The organism is Pseudomonas sp. ZT5P21, assembly GCF_054897785.1.
In genome coordinates this window covers 361,188-379,220 of sequence record NZ_CM142705.1, presented here as the reverse complement: position 1 = coordinate 379,220, position 18,033 = coordinate 361,188, and the positions used below count along the sequence as shown (strand labels likewise).

The 18,033-nt window shown below is 59.3% G+C and carries 16 protein-coding genes; 3 read left to right on the top strand and 13 right to left on the bottom strand.

Translation table 11 applies throughout. The features are described 5' to 3' along the window. Nucleotides 1-133: 133 nt before the first annotated feature. Nucleotides 134-760 (top strand): class I SAM-dependent methyltransferase, encoded by a 627-nt coding sequence (locus tag ACYZT9_RS01795; RefSeq protein ID WP_462008294.1) that lies wholly within the window; start codon nt 134-136, stop codon nt 758-760. Between the two features lie 135 nt (nt 761-895). Here ACYZT9_RS01795 and ACYZT9_RS01790 read toward each other — a convergent pair whose 3' ends face one another. The 3 genes from ACYZT9_RS01790 to ACYZT9_RS01780 are packed head-to-tail and all read right to left on the bottom strand — an operon-like array spanning nt 896 to nt 6,113. After that, nucleotides 896-3,949, bottom strand: a complete 3,054-nt coding sequence (locus ACYZT9_RS01790) for an efflux RND transporter permease subunit (RefSeq protein ID WP_462008293.1) — start codon at nt 3,947-3,949, stop codon at nt 896-898. After that, nucleotides 3,946-5,013 carry an efflux RND transporter periplasmic adaptor subunit gene (locus ACYZT9_RS01785; protein WP_462008292.1) on the bottom strand — a complete coding sequence of 356 codons (1,068 nt, stop codon included), beginning with the start codon at nt 5,011-5,013 and terminating at the stop codon, nt 3,946-3,948. The genes ACYZT9_RS01790 and ACYZT9_RS01785 overlap by 4 nt, the downstream gene beginning before the upstream one ends. Beyond that, nucleotides 5,010-6,113, bottom strand: coding sequence for an efflux RND transporter periplasmic adaptor subunit (locus ACYZT9_RS01780; protein WP_462008291.1), 1,104 nt, complete (start codon nt 6,111-6,113; stop codon nt 5,010-5,012). Before ACYZT9_RS01780 ends, ACYZT9_RS01785 begins: the two co-directional genes overlap by 4 nt. 303 nt (nt 6,114-6,416) lie before the next feature. Here ACYZT9_RS01780 and ACYZT9_RS01775 point away from each other — a divergent pair, with 303 nt between their 5' ends. Continuing rightward, entirely contained in the window at nt 6,417-7,613 is a 1,197-nt protein-coding gene (locus ACYZT9_RS01775; protein ID WP_462008290.1) for an AAA family ATPase, read from the top strand. Between the two features lie 118 nt (nt 7,614-7,731). Here the strand turns inward: ACYZT9_RS01775 and ACYZT9_RS01770 are convergent, their stop codons facing one another. From ACYZT9_RS01770 to ACYZT9_RS01735, 8 genes are all read right to left on the bottom strand, one after another. After that, nucleotides 7,732-8,613, bottom strand: a complete 882-nt coding sequence (locus ACYZT9_RS01770; protein ID WP_462008289.1) for a transporter substrate-binding domain-containing protein — start codon at nt 8,611-8,613, stop codon at nt 7,732-7,734. Then, nucleotides 8,610-9,392: an amino acid ABC transporter ATP-binding protein gene (locus tag ACYZT9_RS01765; protein WP_462008288.1), complete on the bottom strand. Its 783-nt coding sequence runs from the start codon at nt 9,390-9,392 to the stop codon at nt 8,610-8,612. Before ACYZT9_RS01765 ends, ACYZT9_RS01770 begins: the two co-directional genes overlap by 4 nt. Then, nucleotides 9,389-10,048, bottom strand: coding sequence for an amino acid ABC transporter permease (locus ACYZT9_RS01760; RefSeq protein ID WP_462008287.1), 660 nt, complete (start codon nt 10,046-10,048; stop codon nt 9,389-9,391). Before ACYZT9_RS01760 ends, ACYZT9_RS01765 begins: the two co-directional genes overlap by 4 nt. After that, on the bottom strand, nt 10,029-10,694 hold the full coding sequence (locus ACYZT9_RS01755; RefSeq protein ID WP_462008286.1) for an amino acid ABC transporter permease: 666 nt from the start codon (nt 10,692-10,694) through the stop codon (nt 10,029-10,031). Before ACYZT9_RS01755 ends, ACYZT9_RS01760 begins: the two co-directional genes overlap by 20 nt. Nucleotides 10,695-11,256: 562 nt before the next feature. Then, nucleotides 11,257-12,039 carry a MetQ/NlpA family ABC transporter substrate-binding protein gene (locus ACYZT9_RS01750; protein WP_008032521.1) on the bottom strand — a complete coding sequence of 261 codons (783 nt, stop codon included), beginning with the start codon at nt 12,037-12,039 and terminating at the stop codon, nt 11,257-11,259. Nucleotides 12,040-12,312: 273 nt separating this feature from the next. Further along, complete coding sequence (locus ACYZT9_RS01745) at nt 12,313-13,242, bottom strand: sigma 54-interacting transcriptional regulator (protein WP_462008284.1); 930 nt, start codon at nt 13,240-13,242, stop codon at nt 12,313-12,315. A 59-nt stretch (nt 13,243-13,301) separates the two neighbouring features. Continuing rightward, nucleotides 13,302-13,883 carry an alpha/beta hydrolase gene (locus ACYZT9_RS01740; RefSeq protein ID WP_462008283.1) on the bottom strand — a complete coding sequence of 194 codons (582 nt, stop codon included), beginning with the start codon at nt 13,881-13,883 and terminating at the stop codon, nt 13,302-13,304. A 437-nt stretch (nt 13,884-14,320) separates the two neighbouring features. After that, the gene (locus ACYZT9_RS01735; RefSeq protein WP_462008282.1) at nt 14,321-15,394 is read right to left on the bottom strand and encodes a fatty acid desaturase; all 1,074 of its coding nucleotides are present in this window, start codon (nt 15,392-15,394) and stop codon (nt 14,321-14,323) included. Between the two features lie 101 nt (nt 15,395-15,495). Here ACYZT9_RS01735 and ACYZT9_RS01730 point away from each other — a divergent pair, with 101 nt between their 5' ends. Continuing rightward, complete coding sequence (locus ACYZT9_RS01730; protein WP_462008281.1) at nt 15,496-16,500, top strand: AraC family transcriptional regulator; 1,005 nt, start codon at nt 15,496-15,498, stop codon at nt 16,498-16,500. On the opposite strand, the gene ACYZT9_RS01725 is transcribed toward ACYZT9_RS01730, so the two are convergent. Then, nucleotides 16,501-17,730, bottom strand: coding sequence for a type II toxin-antitoxin system HipA family toxin (locus ACYZT9_RS01725; protein WP_462008280.1), 1,230 nt, complete (start codon nt 17,728-17,730; stop codon nt 16,501-16,503). After that, nucleotides 17,723-17,971, bottom strand: a complete 249-nt coding sequence (locus tag ACYZT9_RS01720) for a helix-turn-helix domain-containing protein (RefSeq protein ID WP_462008279.1) — start codon at nt 17,969-17,971, stop codon at nt 17,723-17,725. Before ACYZT9_RS01720 ends, ACYZT9_RS01725 begins: the two co-directional genes overlap by 8 nt. Nucleotides 17,972-18,033: the final 62 nt, after the last annotated feature.

The window sequence follows — 18,033 nt, the reverse complement described above, 5'->3', positions numbered from 1 at the left end:
TGACCGAGTTTTCCTGAACAACTCGGGTCAAATGTGGAGCGGGCTTGCTCGCGAAGCTTTTTAGGGGCTGCGCGGCAGCCACCGGCTTCATGGCGTATATTCGGCAAATCCCCATTGCCTGCGCAGCCGACCGATGAAACAGACTCCCGATGACCTCGAGCAGATCACCGCCACCACCCTGGGCCATTACAACTCGGTGGCCGAAGGTTTTCGCGAAGGGACGCGTGATCATGATGTCAGCCAGAACATCGATGCGCTGTTGCGGCATATTCAGGGCGAGTCGCCATTCGACATTCTCGACTTTGGCTGCGGGCCGGGACGTGATTTGCAGACGTTCACGCGCATGGGGCACACCGCTGTCGGGCTTGACGGCTCGGAAAAACTTGCGCAGATGGCGCGCGAGGACAGTGGTTGTGAGGTCTGGCAGCAGGATTTTCTGAAGCTTGATCTGCCGTCTGAACGCTTCGACGGGATCTTCGCCAATGCGGTGTTGTTTCACATTCCGCGTCAGGAATTGCCTCGGGTGTTGAAGGAGTTGCGTGGGGCTTTGAAGCCGGGCGGTGTGTTGTTCAGCTCCAATCCGCGGGGTGAGAACCAGGAAGGCTGGAATGGGGCGCGGTATGGGGCTTATCACGATTTGCAGGCGTGGCAGGCGTTGCTGACCGCGGCGGGTTTCGTGGAGCTGGAGCATTACTACCGGCCAGCCGGGCTGCCGCGAGAGCAGCAGCCTTGGCTGGCGAGTGTCTGGCGTAAGGTGTAATGCCTTCAGACTTGCGGTGTTTGTACCGGCGTCTTCGCGGGCAAGCCCGCTCCCACAGTTGACCGAGTTGTTCAGGCAAACGCGGTTCCCTGTGGGAGCGGGCTTGCTCGCGAACAGAGCGCGTAGCGCTCTGCTTTAATGCACCTCTTTCTTCGGCTCGCGAATCTTGTACCAGGCCACATACAGCGCCGGCAAAAACAGCAGCGTCAGCAACGTCGCGATAATGATCCCGCCGATCATCGCGTACGCCATCGGTCCCCAGAACACTTCCCGGGCAATCGGGATCATCCCCAGGCTCGCCGCCGCGGCCGTCAACAGAATCGGCCGGCGACGGTGTTCCGTGGCTTGCGCCACCGCATCCCACGGGGCCAGTCCCTCTTTCTCCAACTCTTCGATCTGCGTCACCAGAATCACCGAGTTGCGGATGATGATGCCGATCAGCGCCAGAATCCCGAGGATCGCCACGAAGCCCATTGGCGTGCCGGTCGGGATCAGCGCCAGTACCACGCCGATCAGGCCGAGCGGCGCGACGCTGGCTACCAGGAACAGCTTCTGCACGCTGTGCAGCTGGATCATCAGGAAGGTCGCCATCAAGAACAGCATCAACGGCACAACCTTGGCAATCGGCCCCTGGGACTTGGCGCTTTGCTCGACCGTGCCACCCGTGGCGACCTTGTAACCCACCGGCAACGACGCGGCGAATTTATCGATATCTGGCTTCAGTAGCTTGACCAGATCGGTCGGCTGGATCTCGTCGCGCACCGCCGCCTTGACGGTGATCGTCGGCTTGCGGTCGCGACGCCACACCAGCGGCTGCTCCAGTTCATAACGTAGGGTGGCGAAGGCCAGCAGCGGAATCGACGTGCCGCTCGGCGTGACGATCTGCAGGTTCTGCAGGGTTTCCGGCGTACCGCGCTCCGCGTCCACCGCGCGGCCGACGACGTTGATCAGGTAGATATCGTCATCGACCTGCGTCACCGGCGCACCGGCCACGATGCTGTTCATCAGATTGGCCACGTCTTCCGACGACAGTCCAAGTTGCCGCACCTTGTCCTGAGCGATGTCGATGCGCAGGACTTTGCCCGGCTCGTTCCAGTCGTAAATGATCTCGCCGATGTGCGAGTTCTTGTCCAGTTCGGTGGCCAGGGCGATGGCGTGTTTACGCACCTGGTCGATGTCCTTGCCGCTGACCCGGTACTGAATCGGCCGCCCGACAGGTGGGCCCACTTCCAGCGCCTGGACGTAGCTGCCGATCCCGACGAAATCCTTGCGCAAGCGCTCGCGCAAACGCTGACTCAGGGCTTCTCGCGATTCCGGGCCCTTGCTGACGATGACCAATTGCGCGTAGTACGGATTCTGCAATTGCTGGTCGAGCGGCAGGTAGAAACGGATCGCCCCCTCGCCGATGTAGGTGCTCCAGCGCACGATGTCCGGGTCGTCCTTGAACGTGGCTTCGAGCTTGTCCACCACCTTGCGGGTTTCGGCAATCGAGGCGTTTTGCGGCAGGTTCAGGTCGACGAGGATTTCCGGGCGGTCGGAGGACGGGAAGAACTGGTTCTGCACGAACTGCATGGAAAACACCGATGCCACGAACAAGGCAACGGTGATGCCGATGGCCCACCAGCGATTGCGCATGGCCCAGAGCATGCTGTAATTGAAGGCACGGCCAATGCGCCCAGGCTCGGTGTCATGGGCTTTCACGTTGGCGCTGAGGATGTGCACGCCGATCACCGGCGCGAACAACACCGCGACGATCCACGACACCAGCATCGCCACTGCAATCACCGCGAACAGCGAGAAGGTGTACTCGCCCGCCGAACTGGCGTTCAGGCCGATCGGCACGAAACCGGCCACCGTCACCAGCGTACCGGTGAGCATCGGGAACGCGGTCGAGGTGTAGGCGAAGGTGGCCGCTTGCTCCTTGGTTTCGCCCATTTCCAGGCGGGTGACCATCATCTCGACCGTGATCATCGCGTCGTCCACCAACAGGCCAAGGGCGATAATCAACGCGCCGAGGGAAATCCGCTGCATGGTGATGCCGCTGTACTCCATGAAGACGAAGACCATCGCCAGCACCAGCGGAATCGAGCACGCCACTACCAATCCGGCGCGCACGCCGAGGCTGACGAAACTGACGATCAGCACGATCACCACCGCTTCGAACAGCGCGCTGGTGAAACCGCCGACGGCTTCTTCCACCACGTCAGCCTGGTCGGAAACGTTGTACACGCCGACGCCTACTGGCAGGTCGGCGGTCAGGTCGGTCATGCGCTGGTGCAGCGCCTTGCCGAACACCTGAATGTTGCCGCCCTTCTTCATCGCGATGGCCAGGCCGATGGCCGGTTTGCCGTTGAAGCGAAACTCAGGCGTCGAAGGGTCTACGTATCCTCGGCTGATTTCGGCGATGTCCGCCAAGCGATAAAAGCGGTCGTTGAGCCGCAGGTTGACGTTTTCCAGGTCTTTCTCGGAAGCGAACTGCCCTGTGGTACGCACAGAAATCCGCTCCGGCCCGGCCTCGATCACCCCGGCCGGCGTCACGGCGTTTTGCGATTGCAGACTCTCCACGACCTGACGCTGATCGATGCCCAGCGCCGCCAGTTTGCGAGTGGAGAAGTTCAGGTACAGCACCTCATCCTGCTCGCCGACCATCTCGACCTTGCCCAGCCCCGGCACTTCACGGATCTCGGCGCGGACCTGCTCGACGTAATCGCGCAACTGGCGCATCGACAAGCCATCAGCGGTAAAGGCGTACACCGAACCGAACACATCACCGAATTCGTCGTTGAACCCCGGCCCTTGCAGGCCTTTGGGGAAGTCGCCGCGAATGTCGTTAATCTTCTTGCGCACCTGATACCAGATTTCCGGGATGTCCTTGGCGCTGGTGGTGTCGCGCAGGTTGACGAACACCGTCGATTCGCCGGGACGGGTGTAGCTTTTCACGTAGTCGAGGGAGTCGAGCTCTTCGAGTTTTTTCTCGATGCGGTCAGTGACCTGCTTGAGGGTTTCTTCCTGGGTCGCACCCGGCCAGCGGGTCTGGATCACCATGGTCTTGATGGTGAACGAGGGGTCTTCTTCGCGGCCGAGGTTCATGTAGGAGAACACGCCCATCAGCAGCGCGACGAACATCAAATACCAGACAAACGACTGATGCTTGAGGGCCCATTCGGATAAGTTGAAACTCCCTTTCATTGTGGGCTGTCCTCATCGATTTTCACTTTTTGCCCGGGTTTCAGGCTGTTCACACCGGCGCTTACGACGCGCTCGCCGGATTTCACGCCGCTGGCCAGGACCATCGTCGAGTCAGTGCGGCTGATCAGGCTGATATCACGCGGGGAAACGGTTTGGGTCTGTGGGTCGATGACCCAGATCCGCGATTTTCCATCGACCTCTTGCAGCGCGGTCAGGGGCAACTCAATACGTGGTTTGATCGCGGAGCTGAGGGTCACGCTGATGGCGGTGCCCAGTCGGAAACCGGCGGGTGTGTCGGTCAGGGTCAGGCGGGCGCGACGGGTGCGGGTGGCGCTTTGAGCCTGGGGTTCGATTTCGCGGACGATGGCGGTGGTGGTGATACTCGGGTCCAGTTGCACGGCGACCTGAAACACCACGTCCGCCGGCAGTTGGTCTACCAGGGTGTCGGGCAGGTCGATCACCGCTTCCTTGATGTCCGGCTGCGCCAGGGTCACCACTTGCTGGCCGGCCGTCACCACTTGCCCGGCTTCTGCATTCCACGCGGTGACGATGGCTTTGTGGTCGGTGCGCAGTTCGACGTAATCGAGTTGGTCCTTGGCCTGATCGACCGCAGCCTTGGCTTGATCCATGGAGGCCTGCGTGGTTTTCAGATCAGTCTGAGCGATGTCCAGTTGGGCCTGCGCACCGACCCCGCGATCGAACAGTTCCTGCTGACGCCGGGCGTTGGCCTGGGCATTGATAAGCTGCGCCTGGACCCGCGCCAGATCGCCCTGGGCCGAGCGCAGCTGGTTTTGCTGATCCGTGGGATCGAGCGTGGCGAGCAAGGCGCCCTTCTCCACCTCGGCGCCGACATCGACGTTGCGACTGGCGATCCGCCCCGGCACACGGAATCCGACATTGGTTTCGTAACGGGCCTGGATGCTGCCGGCAAAACGGCCGAGATTTTCCTCGTCAAGCGCCTGGACCTTGATCGACAACACCGGGCGGACCGGCTCCGGCGGCGGTTCTTTTTCTGAACAGGCCACCAGCATCACACCGGCGAACACCAGCAACATCCGCTTCATGGCTGGGCTCCTTCAGCCAGGTCTTTATAGGTGTTTTCGGCGATTTCCACCTTCACGCCGGGGTGAAGCAACTGGCCGCCAGCGATGATGACTTTTTCACCGCCTTTCAGGCCGTCGCTGATGATGACTTTGCCGGTCAGGTAACGACCGACTGTGACCGTGTGCAATTGCGCCTTGCCCTCGTCATCCACCAGCCACACGGCCGGGTCGCTGAGGTTTTTGGTCAGCGCCGACCACGGTAGCTCCACCGCGGATTTGCCCGGCGTCTTTGCCGTGGCACTGACCACCGAGCCAAGCTGCATGCCTTCCGGCAAACCGTTAAGGGTGACTTTGACCTGCACCGTGCCGCTCTGCGCGGAAACCGCCGGGGTCACTTCGCGAACCGTGCCGGTGGTCTTGATGGCGGGGTTGTCGAGCAGGCTGACTTCGATCGTTCTGTTTTCCGGTGCTTCTGCGAGCAGCGATTCATAAATGTTGAACACCGCGTCACGCTCACCGTCCCGGGCGAGGCTGAAAATCGGCATCGTGGCCTGTACCACCTGACCGACTTCGGCCTGACGGGCAGTAATGACCCCCGGCGCGTCGGCAATCAGCGCGGTGTAACTCAGTTGCTCACGGGCGTTGGCCAGTTGCGCCTGGGCGGCCGTCAGCGCGCTCTGACTGCTGCGCAACGCGGCCTGGGCGGCGTCGTACTCGCTTTGACTGGTGTAGCCCTTGGGCAGGAGTTTTTGCTGGCGAACGAAAGCGGCAGCCGTCTGTTTGACCCGTGCCTGTTCGGCAGCGACCTGGGCCTGGGCCGAATCGACATTGGTTTGCAGGTCTTTCGGGTCGAGTTTGGCGAGCACTTGTCTGGCCGACACGCGGTCACCGACATCGACCATACGCTGGATGATCTTGCCGCCGACGCGAAACGACAGCTCAGTCTGGACGCGCGCCTGAACATCGCCGGTGAGGGTCACGGATGCGGCGTAATCGGCCGATTTGACGGCCTGCACGAAAACCCGCGGACGGTCCTTTTCGACCTTGGGTTTCTCGCCGCACGCACTCAACAGGACAAGGAGGCTCAGGCCAACCACTCTTTTCAATCCGGGACCAGCCATGCAGACTCCTTTGCGTTGTACGAACTTGCCAATGCCGATACGACTGTGAGCTTAGAACAGGGTTCAACAGGTGCACAGGTTTACGGCGAACCCTGTGGCGAGGGAGCTCGCTCCCGCTCGAGTACTTAGCGCTCACAAACCCTGCAATTGCGTTTTGCCTGACACACCTCATGGAATGCTTTGGGTCTGCTTCGCAGCCCAGCGCGAGCAAGCTCGCTCGCCACAAAAGCTCGCTCGCCACAGGGGGTCACAGTATTTTCGACAATAAGGCAAACTGGGCGACCACGTAGCAGGAAGCTTCCCATGCTCAAAACCCTCGCGGTGGCCAATTACCGCTCGATCAATAAACTGGTGATTCCGCTGGGTCGCTTGAACCTGATCACCGGTCCCAACGGCAGCGGCAAATCCAATCTCTACCGGGCTTTGCGCTTGCTGGCGGAAACTGCTCAAGGCGGCGTGGTGAATGCGTTGGCTCGCGAAGGTGGGCTGGATTCGACATTCTGGGCCGGACCGGAAAACATCACCCGACGCATGCGGAACGGTGAAGTGCCGATCGAGGCGACGGTGCGACACGGCGTTAAGCGCTTGCGCCTGGGGTTTGCCGGCGAAGACTTCGGTTACTCGATCAGCCTGGGGTCACCCTACTCCAACGGTCATTTCATGTTGCCCGGGCACAGTTCACCCATTCCGTCACGTTTCAGCCTCGACCCGCAAATCAAGCGAGAATGCCTTTGGGCCGGGGCGTACTATCGTCCAGCGAGCCTGCTGGTGGATCGCGACGGCCCGATGATCCGCACCCGAACCAACCGCAGCTGGGACGTGCTGGCTCAACACACGCCGACTTTCGACAGTCTGTTCGATCAGGTAGGCAGCCTGCGTACCTCGCCGGAGGTTCTGGAGATGCGTGAGTTCATCCGCCGCTGGCGCTTCTACGATCACTTTCGCAGCGACGCGGATGCCCCCGTACGCCAACCACAGTTGGGTACGCGTACGCCCGTCTTGCATCACGACGGGAGGGATCTGGCGGCGGCGTTGCAGACGATTATCGAAATTGGTGACCCAGACGCTTTGCGCAACGCAATCAGCGACGCGTTTCCCGGTGCGCGGCTGCACATCGAGCCGCTGGCCGGTGGTCGGTTCTCAATCGAGTTTTATCAGGAAGGGTTGTTGCGTCCGTTGTCCGCGGCTGAATTGTCCGATGGGACGTTGCGCTACTTGCTGTTGGTGGCGGCCCTGCTGACGCCGCGTCCGCCATCGCTGATGGTGTTGAACGAGCCGGAAACCAGCCTGCACCCGGACCTGTTGCCGGCGCTGGCGCGCTTGATTATCCGAGCGTCTGAGCACTGTCAGGTGTGGGTAGTGTCCCATGCGCGGCGGCTGATCTCGGCGTTGCAGGAGGACCCGGAATGCAACTGCATCGTGCTGGAGAAAAACCTGGGCCAGACCGGGATTGTAGGGCAGCGGCTGCTGGACGAGCCGGCGTGGTATTGGCCGGACTGAGCGGCGTCTGACAAACCGAATCGCGAGCAAGCTCGCTCCCACAGGGTGACCTGAATCCTGTGGGAGCGAGCTTGCTCGCGATGGCGGCCGCAAGACCGCCGCAAAGTTCAGTAAAAAATCACCCCTGCCACTTCCCGCCCTCGACAATCACGCTCTCAGGCTTGGTGTCATCGCTCAATTCCTTGCGCACATACTGGTCGTACAGCTTGAGCAAATACTTCTCTTCACCCAGCTTCGCCAACTCGGCGTTCACCCAGTCGCGCAGCTCGATATTGCCCTTCTTCACCGCCGGCGCGATCGGTGCTTCGGCGCCCAGCGTCTGGCTGAGCACGCGATAACCCGGGTTCTGTTTCGCCCAGCTGAACAGCACCAGGTTGTCCTGCGCATACGCATCGCCACGACCGTTGGCCAAGGCTTGCAGGGACTCGGAGTTTTTCTCGAACTTGAGCAATTTCCAGTCCGGGTGATTTTTGGTCAGCCAGATGTCCGCCGTCGTACCGGTGGTGACGATGGTGGTGCGGGTCGCCAGGTCATCGAGGTTTTTCACGTCGCTGGCCTGCGGCACCAGCGCCTGCACCGCGACTTTCAGATTCGGGTTGGTGAACTCCACCGCTTCCTTGCGCTCCGGGGTCACGGTCATGTTGGCCAGGATCAGGTCGACCTTGTCACTTTGCAGGAACGGAATCCGGCTCGCCGGCTCTACGGCCACGAACTCGACCTTGTTTTCATCGCCCAGCAGATCCTTGGCGAATTGGCGGCCAATATCGGTATCGAAACCGACGTAACGCCCTGCCTCATTGACGAATCCAAACGGTGGTTTGTCGGTGAAGACGCCGACGATCAACTTGTCCCGCGCCTTGATTTTGTCCAGGTAGCGGGCCGGCGCGGTGCTTTCGTTGACAACTTTCGGCTTCGGTGGCTCTTCGGTTTTGTTGCAGCCGGCCAGCAGTGCGAGACCGAGCAGCGGGAGTAGCAGTAGAGAAGACTTGGCAGTTTTCATGGCAGTTCCAGTTCCTTTGTTTGAGTCGTTTTGGGTAGTGCGGCGACGTAGGAGAACTTCTCCAGGAACTGCTGCGCTCGTGCGGTTTGCGGGTTCGTAAAGAAAATCTCGGGTGGATTTTGTTCAAGGATTCGCCCGGCTTCCATGAACACAATGCGGTCAGCCACTGCACGGGCGAACGCCATTTCGTGAGTGACGATCAGCAGCGTCATGCCTTCGCGGGCCAGGCCCTGAATGACTTCCAGCACTTCCTTGACCATTTCCGGGTCCAGGGCGGCGGTGACTTCATCGAACAACATGACCTTGGGGTTCATGCACAGCGAACGGACAATGGCGATGCGTTGCTGCTGACCGCCGGAGAGCTGGCGCGCAAAGGCGTCGCGCTTGTCCAGCAGGCCCACGCGCGCCAGCAAGGCTTCGGCCTGATCCCGGGCTTCGCGGAGTTCGCGTTTCTGCACCTTGACCGGTCCGAGCAACAGGTTGTCGAGCACGCTCATGTGCGGAAACAGGTGATAACTCTGGAATACCATGCCGATCTGCTGTCGCACTTCGCGCCAGTCGGTGCCCTTGTCCAGTAACTCGCGGCCGGCCAGTTTCAGGCTGCCGCTGTGGGCGGCCTCCAGCCCGTTGAGGCAACGCAGCAAGGTGCTTTTACCGCAGCCGCTGGGGCCGAGGATGACGATCACTTCGCCGGACTTCACTTGCAGGTCGATACCGTTCAGCACCTGCTGTTCGCCGAAAAACTTGTTGAAACCCTCGAACTCGATCAATGCGCTCATGCTTGCGTCCAGCGCCGCTCCAGCACGCGCGAGGCGGCCGAGAGCGGGTAGCAGATGAAAAAGAAAAACAGGAACAGCACGCCGTAGATCAGCACGGATTCGTAGGTGCGTTCGATGATTTGCTGACCGACCTTGATCACGTCCACCACACCGATCAGCACCGCCAGTGAGCTGGTCTTGATGATTCGCGTGTAGGCGTTGATGGTCGGCGGCGTCATGCGTTTCAGCGCCTGGGGCAACAACACGTAGCCGTAGAGTTGCGGGCCGTTCAGGCCAATCGACAAACCCGCCTCCCGTTGGCCGCGCGGCAACGAATGCAACGCGCCGCGCACCACTTCGCCGACCTCGCTGGCGCCCCACAGCGACAGCACCAGCACCGCGCACCAATAGCTCGGAATGCTCAGGCCGAAGAAGATCGGCAATCCGAAGAACAGCAGGTACAACCAGACCAGCACCGGGATCGCCCGGAACAACTCCAGATAGACCCGCAGGATGGCCTTCAACCACTTCACATTCAGCGTGCACAACACGCCATAAAGCACGCCGCCAACGGTGCTGATGGCGATGCTCAAGAAAGAAATCGACAACGTTTGCGCAGCGCCCTTGCCGAGTTGCGGCAACGACACCCACAACAACTCAAGACCCGAACTGGCCATACTGGAGCCTCCTTTCCAGACGGCTGAGCAGCAGCGACAGCGGCAAAAACAGCAGCACGCAAATCAGCGTCAGCACGGCGAGCATCTCGTAGGTTTTGTAGTAGAGCGCGATGTAGCTTTTGGTGGTGTAGAGAATCTCCGGCACCGCCACGGCCGAGACCACGGTGGTCTCCTTGAGCAAAAAAATAAAATTGGCGAACAGCGACGGCAGGCTGAGGATGCCGGCTTGCGGCAGTATCACGTAACGCAGCAACTGGCCATGGGACAAACCAATGGAGCGACCGGATTCCAGCTGCGCCTGAGGCACTGCGTCCACACCGGCTCGCAGCACTTCCGTGAGGTAAGCACCGCCCAGAAACGTCATGGTGATGATCGCTGCCGCAAACCCCGAGACCTTGATGCCCAGTGCCGGCAAGGCGAAGTAAACGAAGAACAGCTGAATGAGCAGCGGCGTGTTGCGCGCCAGCTCCACGTACAGCCCGACCAAGCGTTGCAGGTAAGGCGTGCGGAACACCAGAATCGTCGTGTTGATCAGCGCCACCAGCAGCGATGTGCCGATGGCGATGAAGCCCACCTGCAGCGTCACACCCACGGCCTTGAGAAACGCCGGCAGGGTGCTGAGGATAAAAGCGTAATCGAAGTTCATTGAACATCCTGGACGCCGCTCGATAAGCGACGGTGGTGCAGTCCATGGGCGCTGGATAATTACCCGGCAGACACCGACTTTAAAGGCATAAGAACTTTAATTTAAATACCGTTAAAGCATATTGATATCACGCAAAAAACTATCCCGCGAATTTGCTGCGAAGGAAGAAGACGACTATTTTCCTTTTAGTTGTAGGAAGGATCTTTTTTTCGAATTACCCCTCCAAGGACGCACCGCTTTTGGCCAGACTCCCGGCCAAACCATCACAAGGAAGAGAACATGGCTGACGTAAAAGTGCCGCAACGGCTGGATCCGCAGGACATATTGAAATTATTGGTGGCGTTGCGCAGGGCGTTGAAGGCCAGGGTGGCTTGACGTATCTCGGGCTGATCTGGCCCCTGTGGGAGCGAGCTTGCTCGCGATAGCGGACTGCCAGACGACATGTGAGGCCGTCATCGCGAGCAAGCTCGCTCCCTCATGGAAATATGCAAACGCAAAAAAAAGCCGACTCTATTGCTAGCCGTCGGCGTTTGAACTTGAAGGGGTTCGATGCTGCGTCGAATCAGAACGCCGGCAGTACCGCGCCGCTGTACTTCTTGGCGATGAACGCTTTCACTTCAGGGCTGGTCAAGGCCTTGGCCAGTTTCTGGATGGCCACGCTGTCCTTGTTGTCCGGACGCGCCACCAGGAAGTTCACGTAAGGCGAATCGGCACCTTCGATCACCAGCGCGTCTTTGGCCGGGTTCAGACCGGCTTCCAATGCGTAGTTGGTGTTGATCAGGTCCAGGTCAACCTGGTCCAGAACGCGCGGCAGCATGGCCGATTCCAGTTCCTTGAACTTGAAGTTGTGCGGGTTCTTGGCGATGTCTTTCGGGGTGGCCAGAGCGTTTTTCGGGTCTTTCAGTTCGATCAGGCCAGCCTTCTGCAGCAGGAGCAAAGCACGGCCGCTGTTGCTGCCTTCGTTCGGCAAAGCGATGGTCGCGCCGTTTGGCAGATCGGCCAGTTTTTTGTACTTCTTCGAGTAGCCGCCGAACGGTTCAACGTGAACGCCGATCACGGTCACCAGGTTGGTGCCTTTGCCTTCGTTGAAGTTTTTCAGGTACGGCAGGGTCTGGAAGTAGTTGGCGTCCAGACGCTTCTGGTCGACCTGCACGTTCGGCTGAACGTAGTCGGTGAAGACTTTGATTTCCAGGTCCACGCCTTCTTTGGCGAGAGTTGGCTTGATCAGCTCCAGAATCTCGGCGTGTGGGACCGGAGTCGCCGCTACTACCAGTTTTTCGCCAGCCTGGGCCAGGCCCGCGGTCAGGGCAGCCGCCAATGCGGTGAACAACAGAACCTTTTTCATGCAGTGTCCTTATCGAAAATCACGGTCGCCATCGACGACGGCTTGTTTAGTACGAGTGCCAGTGAAGTGCTATCGCTGGCGTGAAGCGGACAATACCGGGATTTTTTATTCCCGAACAATATCTTTTATTCACTTTCATATTCCATTTTGTTCATACAGATCCAGCTCACACATTCCCTGTAGGAGCGAGCTTGCTCGCGAAGGTCGTGAACGATAACGCGTGAAACCGGATGCCCAACGGCGCCCTTGGGTTTTTCGCGAGCAAGCTTGCTCCTACAGAAGCCCGGTGCTTTTCAGGAGCTGTTTCAAGGCTTCCTTCTCAGCGGCAGATCCGTTGCCGAGAATCTGCGTTAGCTGCTGCTCGATCTGCACCAACGACGCCGGCGCCTCAGGCAGATTCAAATGCTCCGGCAAAATCTCGTCGCCGGTACTCACCAGCAACGCGAAGTGAATAACGTTTTCCAGTTCTCGGGTATTGCCCGGCCAACTGTGCTGCTCCAGTAAATGTTGCACAGCTTCGCTGATCAGCGGCACCGGCAAATCGAGTCGCTGGCTGTAGATGCCAAGGAAGTATTCAGACAGGGACAGGATATCGCCAACCCGATCGCGCAAGGCCGGCAGTTCGAGCTGACCTTCGCTGAGGTAGTGATAAAGCCGCTCATGGAATTTACCGGCAGCCACGGCTTGCGCCAGATCAATGCTGGTGGCAGCCACGAGACGCACGTCCACCGGACTCGGTTGAGGCGCGCCGACACGAGTGACTTCATGGTTTTCCAATGCGGCGAGCAACTTGATCTGGATCGGCAACGGCAAGTCGCCGATCTCATCCAGATACAGCGTGCCGCCATTGGCCGAACCGAACCAACCGGCGCGACTGCTCGCCGAACCGCTGTAACTGCCGGCCGCATAGCCGAACAATTCGGCGTCGGCGTAGGTCGGGCTGATCGCCCCGCAATTGACCGAGACGAATAACCCGCCACGATCACTGGCGCGATGGATGTGCCGCGCCAACAGCTCTTTACCGCTACCGGTTTCACCGCGGATCAACACGGAGATCGAACGCGGTGCCAGTTGCTCCAATTCCTCGCGCAGCTGACGCGAGCGCGGATCAACGAACACCAGCGCCTTGGCGCGGATGCTCAGTGGACTTTTTTCTGCGTCGGGAAAGGTCAGCAGCGGCTGACCGAAGGCTTCAAAACTCATGGCAGACTCCCGCCCAAAACCGCCGGGAGACGGGGGGCGATGTTAAAAGAAGTAAAGGTTCAAGCGCGGCGCAGAGCGTGATGTTCCATGCGGTTTTGCAGGCGATACAAATAGGCAAAACCCTGCTCCCAACGCTGATGACCGGACTTCACGTTGATGTGCCCGGCACCCGACAGAATCCCCGCCTCGGCGCCCCAGTTACGTGCCAGTTCCAGGGCACGTGACGCGCTGACGGCACTGTCGTTGTCAGAACTGACGACCTGACTCGGAAACGGTAAAAGGTTGGTTGGAATCGGTGCGAAATTGCGCAGGGCCGGCACGCAGGCCGGGCGCTCGACGTCAGCCGGCGCGACCAGCAAGGCGCCGCGCACCTGACGCAGAAAATTCAGCGGTGCAGTGGCCGCCCAATGCGCGACCGTGATGCAACCGAGGCTATGGGCAATCAGGATCACTGGCGTGCTATCGGCGGCAATCGCCTCGGCCAGCGCCGCAACCCAGTCTTCACGACGCGGCGTCAGCCAGTCGGCCTGCTCCACCCGCGCGCTGTTCGGCAGGCTGTTCTGCCAGTGGCTTTGCCAATGATCTTCTGGCGATCCTTGCCAGCCCGGCACAATCAGGTAGCGAATTGATTCGTTGCGCATGGGGAACTCTCCTGCTGCGTGTCTGTTCCTGATCGATTATAAGGAGGAGAGTTATATTCGTTAAGGAATAAGAAGCTATTTATTAAGATCCATTTCGAATATCGAAGACGATCCATGTGGGAGCGGGCTTGCTCGCGAACATGGAGTGTCAGTCGACATGAATGGTGGATGTACCTTCGCCTTCGCGAGCAAGCCCGCTCCCACATTGGATCTATGTTGTTCCTGCGGAATAAAAAAGGGACCGCACCCTGCCAAGGAGACGGCCCCGGAAACTCAAAATCTGTAGCGCAATGATTGACGGAAACGGTTATCCAATAAAGGAATGTTTAATTGCGTTATTAGGCCTGAATCGCATATGCCAATCACACTCTAGGTCACAACTTAGCGTCCCTTTGGGTCAAATTGATGACCAGCGTTTGAGTTTCCGGATCAGTCGATCAAGCCCGAGCCGCACGCACTTCCCGCGGTTCAATGGTTTCTTTGCGAACAAACCGGTTCGCTCGACCAAACGTTCCGATATCGTTAAAGCGCACGCCCATCTCGCGCATGACTTTATGCGCCACCGACGCCGTCATCTGGCGGATGTAAAACGGCTCCTTCACCACAAAGTGATGAATGCCGTGGGTGCTGCCGAAGTTGAAGCAGAACGCCTGCATCGGCCACAGCCACCAAGCGTTCAACACTTGTGTCTGTTGCATGACGTTGCCCGGCTCCACGTCGCCGTAGTAGTGCATGTTCGAGCTGATGAAGTGCAGGCAAAAAGTGCGCAAAACGTTCGGACCGATTATCACCACCGCCGCGATGTCGATCACCTGCATCACCGAAAGCGTGGTCACCGACCATTCAATCGGTGCTTCCAGCAGATGTGCGATGCCGTTAGCGGCGTGGAAGCCGAGGAACACGTACCACGCGCCCCAATGCACCAGCGCGAGTGGCGCATAGACTCTCAACGCGCGCTTGATGATGCTGAACTTGTGGGTCCAGGTCTTGGCCCGCAGCATGCGGATGAACGCCGACATCACGTTGTCGCCGACCATCAGTAACCGGGCAATGCCCCAAGGCTCGCCGTTGGTGATCGCCCGTTCTTCCATGTCGGTTTCGGTGCCGGAGACCTTGTGGTGGTTGAGGTGCAGATGCCGACGAATCCATGGGTTGATCGTGCTTGGGCGCGCCAGCCAGACCAGGCCCATCATCACGTTGTGCGGCACCCGCTGTTTACGAAAGTACATGCTATGAATCAGGTCGTGTTCCAGCTCGTGGGTCAATGAGGCGAAAAACGCGTTGAACAGCAGGCACACCCACCAGGCCATATGCCCGGTGAGGTAGAGCGCCGTAGAGCCGACCATTCCGGCCAGGGCGAAGGCCAGGATGCCCGCTCCCAAGGCGTCCTGATGGTTGAGAATCGGGTAGCGTTTACGCAGTTCGACCCCTCTGGCCAACACCACTTCGCGGATATGCGCAGAGCGCAGGGCTGCATTCAGTCGCTGGGGGCTTGCAGAAGTACCTTCCATGCTTCCATCCTCTGGTTATTGATGTTCGCATCCTGCCTTGTGAACGCTCACAACGCGGTAGCTGTGGACGCCAACCTGTTGACCGGAAGCGCCAAATCAGCATGACTGAACCGACCTCCCTCGCCAGCTGGACCCGCGCCCTGCGCAAGCAACTCGATGCGCTGGGCCTCGACAGCACCGCCCTGTGTCACCAGGCGGGGCTCGACCCGCAGTTGATGGACGACCCGAACGCCCGTTACCCGTTGTCCGGCACCACGCGCCTGTGGGAAATCGCCGTGCAGGTCAGTGGCGATCCAGCGATCGGCTTGCGCGTGTCGCGGTTCGTCAGCCCGACCACGTTCCATGCGCTCGGTTATGCCCTGGTGGCCAGCGGCAGTTTGCGGGAAGTGTTCGAGCGCATCGTGCGTTATCACCAGGTGGTCAGCGATGCCCTGGAACTTGAATTAAGCCGCGCCGAAGATCGCTACCGCTTTCGCCTGAAAATCCCGCCAGGCAATCCGGCACCCGCATTCGAAGCCATCGACGCCTTCACCGCGATTTACGTGCGCACCTGCCGCAATCGCCTCGGCCGTGACTATGCGCCGCTGGCGGTGTACCTGCGCCGCCCGGAACCGGCCGACGCGCATCAATGGCACAAAGTCTTCCGCGCACCGGTGTACTTTTCGGCCGATGAAGACCGGCTGGAATTTTCTCTGGTGGACTTCGATAGTCACCTGGACGACGCCAATCCGGAACTGGCCGAACACAACGAAACCGTGCTCAAACGCACGCTGGCCCAACTCAAACCCCTGACCTGGGAACGCAAGGTTCGCGACGCCATCGAAGAGCTATTGCCCGAAGGCGAACCCAGCGCGGAACACATCGCCCAGGCCCTGCACCTGAGTTTGCGCAGCCTGCAACGGCATCTGGCGGATGAGGGGTGCCGATTCGATACGCTGCTCAATGAAAGCCGCGAAAACCTGGCGCTGCTGCACCTGCGCGACCCGCAATGCTCGTTAAGCGAGATCAGTTATTTGTTGGGGTTTGCCGATACCAGCAGCTTCAGCCGTGCGTTCAAGCGCTGGACAGGGATGACGCCGGGGCAGTTTCGGGATGGGATGCGTTGATCAGCTTTTTGACAAGCTGCGCGTTACGCCTGATGTCCACTGCTCCCTCATTGCTTCGCCAACGTTCGCGAAGACACTGTTGCCCTTGATGTAACTCGCCATCTCGACCATTGCCACATCGATCCCGTGGGAGACTTGCTGCAACAGCTCATTACAACGGCCCTCGGTCAAGTTGCAGGCCGACCGGCCAAAACGCATCAGCATTTTGTACTTGGGCCATGCTTTTGATCCGCCTAACAGCAACGCCATGCTGTCCGACTTGATGTACACCGAAGTCGTGACGATGTCGTACGCCGGAGCCAGCCTGATTTGCGCATCAACCCCGCAATGTTCGTAGAGCACACCAAAATTCTTGAGGTGAGCATCGCCGTTCTTTAGAGCGGACGACAACGCAACAATTTTAAAAAACGACTCCAGGGCTCGGTTAAGCAACGGCGGAGAAACAAATTCTTTGATCTGCCTCGCGGCACCTTCATATGAGCCATCGTATTTGGCCTTCGACGGCCAGGCATTGAGCACGCAGAAATCCTCGAAACCCAAATACCCTTTTTCATTAAGATCGAAGCGTTCGACGACCAGAAATTTGCCGTGCTCGCTGAGTTCAAACTTCGGCACCTCAAGGCCCGAATGCAGTGCAGCCCGCATGCAGAAATACTCGTTGGCTGCGAGTTCAGGGTATTCCTCCGGGCGAAAGGATTTGACCAGGTGCGTCGCGCCTCGATGTGTCAGCCGGTCTATGGTGGTCGCACTGTCACGGACCAGCACCTTTGGCTGCACACCGGAAACGCCCGAATATTGGCCATAGGTGTGCAACAGGTCATCGAACAAATCTTGCGCACCGTCATGAACCAGCAGGTCCGCGAGGCTGGTTTCAGGTTGGCGAGACGCGTCTTGCGCGTTTGCGATGCCTACTCGACCAAGCTGATACGGACCTACGATCGCCAGCATCGAAAAATCATCAAACCCGCGCACCGCTTTACTGAAACGACGAACCAGCTCTTCGCGCAGAGAACCTTCTGGCAGGTTCATTTCAAAAATCGGCGGTAGGCCTTGATCCCACGCGTAGCTTTCCAGGCGCACCGGCATCGTCAGCGAAACGGCGCTTTCCCCAGGCGCGTCTGCGGCGTAACTGAACACTGAATTGCTGCGAGACTGACCACGACCGAGAGCGCCAACAGCCCTCTCAGAGACGCTGATGTACAACCGGTCCCTGTCCTCCGGCTCAGCCATGGAAACCGGCCTTTTTCAGAGCGTCCAGATTGGGACGCATCGACTGACGGGGCACCGCTGTGAGCTCGTACCCGAAGCCGTTAAGGATCGCCTCGACCTTGCGAAGGCCGATTTCGGAGAGGGTGTTATTCTCGATGCCAGAAATCGTGGAGCGGCTCATACCGTACCGGCTTGCCAGTGCCTGTTGGGACAGTTTCTGCTCTTTTCGCAGCGACCGGATCAATTCGCCAAGGTTTTCCATTCATTCACCTGCATCGCATACCGTGCAAAATTCCACAAAAAGTTCATATGCATTGTATTTAG